The following is a 5,184-nucleotide window of genomic DNA, read 5'->3' on the forward strand; positions in this document are numbered from 1 at the left end:
GGCGCCGCCGGTCGCGCCGCGTTGCCCATCTCCCTTGTGCCATAAGCCCGTTCGCGATCCCGAACGACGGGCAACAACTCGTACGGACTTCGTCCAACCCCTTGCCGAAGCCTTAGGCGAAGGTTAGCGTCCCGCACCACACCCCCTTCGGCCCTCGGCCACCGGGCGTGCGAGCCGCAGCCGCACTCGACCAGACAAGGACGTCAGCATGTCGGCACACAGCAGCACCTGGGACCGTCGATCGATACTCCGGGCCGCCGCGGGCCTGGCCGCCGCCGGTGCGCTCGGCGCGTGCGGGAGCAACAACGGCCGTGGCGGCGGCTCGGGTTCGGGCAAGCGGCTGGTGCAGTACTTCCACGCCTACGGCGAGCCGGGCACCGAGCAGGCGATCAAGCGCTACGCGAAGGCGTACTCCAAGGCGGACGTGACCACCCAGTGGATCACCGGCTCCAACTTCGAGAGCAAGCTCTTCGCGTCCCTGCTCACCGACCAGGCGCCGGACCTGTTCGAGTTCCACCCGCAGATCCAGCTCGTCAGAAGCGGCCAGGTCGCGGACCTGACCGACCTCGTCGCACCGGTCAAGGACGACTTCAACCGGGCCGACATCCAGTCGCACACGGTGGACGGCAGGATCTACGGCGTGCGGATGATCGACGACCCGCAGTTCTTCTTCTACCGCAAGTCGCTGCTCCGGAAGGCGGGCGTCGAGCCGCCGCGGACGCTGGACGAGCTGGTGGAGGCCGCCGCCAGGCTCACCACGAGCAAGGTCAAGGGCCTGTTCCTCGGCAACGACCTGCACGCGGTGATCAACCCGCTGTTCTGGTCGGCCGGCGCGGACACCCTGAACGAGAAGAACGAGATCGCCTATCACACGGACGCCGTGGTCGAGGGCCTGAGGACGATGCGGAAGCTGTTCACCAGCGGCCATCTGCTGCTGGACGCCCCGGCCGACTTCTGGGACCCGTCGGCGCTGAGCCAGGGCCTGTGCGCCATCCAGTTCTGCGGGATGTGGGCCATGCCGCAGTTCCAGCAGGCCCTCGGCGACGACCTCGGCATCATGCCGTTCCCGAAGGTCGGCGACGCGGGCCGGCCGTCCGTCTACAACGGCGGCTGGTCCATGTTCGTCAACGCCAAGGGAAAGAACGTCGACGCGGCCAAGGAGTACGTCAAGTGGCTGTGGCTCGACCAGAAGAAGTACCAGGAGGACTGGGCGACGTCGTACGGCTTCCACATCCCGCCGCGCACCTCCATCGCCCGGGCGACCGGCAAGCTGGAGTCCGGCCTGCCCGCGGAGGGCGTGCGGCTCTTCGACGAGTACGGGCACTTCGACAACATCGGCTGGACCCAGGCCATGATCACCGCGACGGAGGACCTCTTCGCCGACTGCGTCCGCAAGGGCGGTGACCCCGAGGCCGCGCTCGACCGGTGCGACAAGACGGTGAACGCCGAGCTGAAGAAGCTGTTCGGTTAGGCCGCCGGACGGATCCCGAGATGCCGACCACCACCACGCGCGCGGTCGCCGCCCGCACCGCCGAGGACCGGCCCCGCCGGCGGCTGCGCGGCAGCCGCACCCTCGACTTCTGGCTCTTCACCGGCCCGTTCCTGATCGGGCTGGCCGTCTTCGTCTACGTCCCGATCGGCTGGAGCCTCTACCTCAGCTTCTTCGAGGCCCGCTTCACGGTGACGCCCAGCGAGTTCGTGGGACTGGGCAACTACCGGGAGATCCTGTCCGACAGCGGGTTCATGGGCTCGCTCGGCACCTTCACCGTGTTCGCCGCCTTCATCGTGCCCACCACCTGGGCACTCTCGCTGGGCCTGGCGCTGCTGGTGAACCGGCTGCGGTTCATGCGGGCGTTCTACCGCTCGGTGTTCTTCCTGCCGACCGCGTGCAGCTATGTCGCCGCCTCGCTGATCTGGAAGATGTCCCTCTTCAACGGCGTGCGCTTCGGCCTGGCCAACACCGTCCTCGGTCTGTTCGGCGTGGACAATACCGCCTGGCTCGCCAGCCCGGACCCGCCCTGGTACTGGCTGGTCGTCATCACCGCACGGCTGTGGCTCCAGTCCGGCTTCTACATGATCCTGTTCCTGGCCGCGCTCCAGAACATCCCCCGCGAGCTGTACGAGGCCGCCGCCATCGACGGCGCCAAGGCCGGCTGGCAGACCTTCCGGCACATCACGCTGCCGCAGCTGCGGGCCACCTCCACGGCCGTGGTCCTGCTGCTGCTCGTGGCCGCCTACCAGGCCTTCGACGAGTTCTTCAACCTGCTGTCCAAGACCACCTGGGGCCGCCCGCCGCTGGTCGAGCTGTACTACACCGCGCTCGGCCAGGACCAGAACTACGGCAAGGGCAGCGCGGGAGCCGTGGTGCTGACCGTGCTGATCTGCGTCGTCACCCTGTTCCAGGGCCGGATCATGGGCTTCGGCAGGGGGGAGGAGTCCAAGTGACCACCACCGCACCCGGCTCCCGCGCACGCGCCCGGCGCGGCGGGGTGATGGGCTCGGCCGGGCTGTACCTCGCGACGAGCGTCGCCGCGCTGCTCTTCCTCGTCCCCTTCTACCTGCTGGTCCGCAACGCGCTGTCCACCGACCCCGAGATCACCGGCGAGAACTGGAAGTTCTTCCCGAGCCGCATCCAGTGGGGCAACATCACCGAGCCGTTCGAGGACCCGACGGTGGATTTCGGCCGGTCGATGTGGAACTCGCTGGTCGTCGGCGTCCTGCACACGGCCGGCACCCTGGTCGTGTGCTCGCTGGCCGGCTACGCCCTCGCCCGCATCCCCTACCGGCACGCCGGCAAGGTGTTCTACGCCGTCCTGGTGACCCTGATGGTCCCGGCCGCGGTCACCTTCGTGCCGAGTTTCGTGCTGGTGTCGTCACTCGGCTGGGTGGACAGCTACCGGGGTCTGATCGTGCCGGGGCTGTTCAGCGGTTTCACCTGCTTCCTGTTCCGGCAGTACTTCCTGGGGTTCCCCAAGGAACTGGAGGAGGCGGCGCGCGTGGACGGGCTCGGCTGCTGGGGCGCGTACTGGCGCGTCGTGGTGCCGAACTCGCTGAACTTCTTCGCGGCGATCGCCACGATCACCTTCATCAGCGGCTGGAACGCCTTCCTGTGGCCGCTGGTCATCGGCCAGGACCCGAGCGCCTGGACCGTGCAGGTCGCGCTCTCGTCGTACATGACCAACCAGACCGTCAACTACCACCTGATCTTCATGGCGACCGCCATCTCGATCCTGCCCCTGCTGTTCGTGTTCCTCTTCCTCCAGCGCTGGCTGGTGCAGGGGATCGCGCAGACCGGCATCAAGGGCTGAGCTAGGAGACCCATGTCCGTGACCACGACCACCGGGTACGTCGAGGACGTCTCGCCGGGCTCCGGGGCGCTGCCGCCCCGCGCCTGGTACGCGTCCTCCGACGCCCCGTCCCTGTCCCTCAACGGCACCTGGCGCTTCAGGCTGTCGGACACCGCCGACGCCGAGGACGACTCCTTCGCGGCGCGCGGGTACGACGCCAGTGGCTGGGCGGAGGTCTCGGTGCCCGGCCACTGGGTGCTCCAGGGCCACGGCTCCCCGGTCTACACCAACCATCTGTATCCGTTCCCGGTCGACCCGCCCCGGGTGCCGACCGAGAACCCGACCGGCGACCACCTGCGCGTGTTCGACCTGCCCGACGGCTGGCCCGCGGACGGGGGCGCGGTGCTGCGCTTCGACGGCGTGGAGTCCTGCGCCCGGGTCTGGCTGAACGGCACGGACCTCGGCGAGTTCAAGGGCTCCCGGCTGCCGCACGAGTTCGCGGTCGGGCATGTGCTGAAGCCGGCCGGCAACGTGCTGGCCGTGCGGGTGCACCAGTGGTCGGCGGGCTCGTACCTGGAGGACCAGGACCAGTGGTGGCTGCCGGGCATCTTCCGGGACGTCACCCTGCTGCACCGCCCGGCGGGCTGTGTCCTCGACTTCTTCGTGCACGCCTCCTACGACCACACCACCGGCACGGGCACGCTGCGGGTCGACTCCGACGAGGACGGCCGGGTGACCGTGCCGGAGCTGGGCATCGACGTGCCCACCGGGGAGCCGGTGACGGTGCCGGTCGAGCCGTGGTCGGCGGAGACGCCCCGGCTGTACGAGGGGACGCTGGCCACCGGGGGCGAGCGGGTGCGGCTGCGCATCGGGTTCCGCACGGTGGAGCTGTCGGACGGGCTGATCAAGGTCAACGGGACGGCGGTGCTGTTCAAGGGCGTCAACCGGCACGAGTGGCACCCCGGGAGAGGCCGGGCGCTGGACCCGGCGACGATGCGCGAGGACGTGCTGCTGATGAAGCGGCACAACATCAACGCGGTCCGCACCTCCCACTACCCCCCGCACCCGGCCTTCCTCGACCTGTGCGACGAGTTCGGGCTGTGGGTGATCGACGAGTGCGACCTGGAGACGCACGGTTTCACCGAACAGGGCTGGCGGGACAACCCCGTCGACGACGACCGGTGGACGCCGGCCCTGCTGGACCGGGCGGCCCGGATGGTGGAGCGGGACAAGAACCACCCGTCGGTCGTGGTCTGGTCGCTGGGCAACGAGGCGGGCACCGGGCGGGGCCTGACCGCGATGGCCGAGTGGATCCGCGCCCGCGACACCTCCCGGCTGCTGCACTACGAAGGCGATGTCAACTGCCGGGACACGGACGTGTACTCACGGATGTACGCGAGCCACGCCGAGGTGGAGCGGATCGGCCGGGGCCTGGACGGCGGACCGCGCCGGCGCCGCGAGCTTCCCCTCATCCTGTGCGAGTACGCCCACGCCATGGGCAACGGCCCCGGCGGACTCGCCGACTACCAGCGGCTGTTCGGGACCTACGACCGGCTCCAGGGCGGCTTCGTCTGGGAGTGGATCGACCACGGCATCGCCCACCCCGGGCTGGGGTACGCCTACGGCGGCGACTTCGGCGAGGAACTGCACGACGGCAACTTCGTCTGCGACGGCCTGCTGTTCCCCGACCGGCGGCCGTCCCCGGGGCTGATCGAGTACAAGAAGGTGATCGAGCCCGTCACCCTCACCGGCGACGGCGCGGACGGCACCGTCCGCGTCATCAACGGCCACGACTTCGCGGACCTTTCGGCGCTGGCGTTCACCTGGTCGTACGAGGTCGAGGGCGAGCCGGTGGCACAGGGCACGCTGCCGGTGCCCGCGCTGGCTCCCGGCGAGT

At 69.5% G+C, this 5,184-nt stretch carries 4 protein-coding genes; all 4 read left to right on the plus strand.

All coding sequences use genetic code 11. The features are described from left to right. Positions 1 to 208: 208 nt before the first annotated feature. A complete protein-coding gene (locus H5J33_RS22685; RefSeq protein ID WP_181796753.1) occupies positions 209 to 1,471 on the plus strand; it encodes an ABC transporter substrate-binding protein in 1,263 nt (420 codons plus the stop codon). Between the two features lie 20 nt (positions 1,472 to 1,491). Next, complete coding sequence (locus tag H5J33_RS22690) at positions 1,492 to 2,445, plus strand: carbohydrate ABC transporter permease (protein ID WP_181796754.1); 954 nt, start codon at positions 1,492 to 1,494, stop codon at positions 2,443 to 2,445. Next, entirely contained in the window at positions 2,442 to 3,308 is an 867-nt protein-coding gene (locus tag H5J33_RS22695; RefSeq protein WP_181796755.1) for a carbohydrate ABC transporter permease, read from the plus strand. The genes H5J33_RS22690 and H5J33_RS22695 overlap by 4 nt, the downstream gene beginning before the upstream one ends. 12 nt (positions 3,309 to 3,320) lie before the next feature. Continuing rightward, the coding region (locus H5J33_RS22700; protein ID WP_220212643.1) for a glycoside hydrolase family 2 TIM barrel-domain containing protein at positions 3,321 to 5,184 on the plus strand (1,864 nt) is incomplete at its 3' end.

The organism is Streptomyces sp. WELS2 (assembly GCF_013870595.1).
GTDB lineage: Bacteria > Actinomycetota > Actinomycetes > Streptomycetales > Streptomycetaceae > Streptomyces.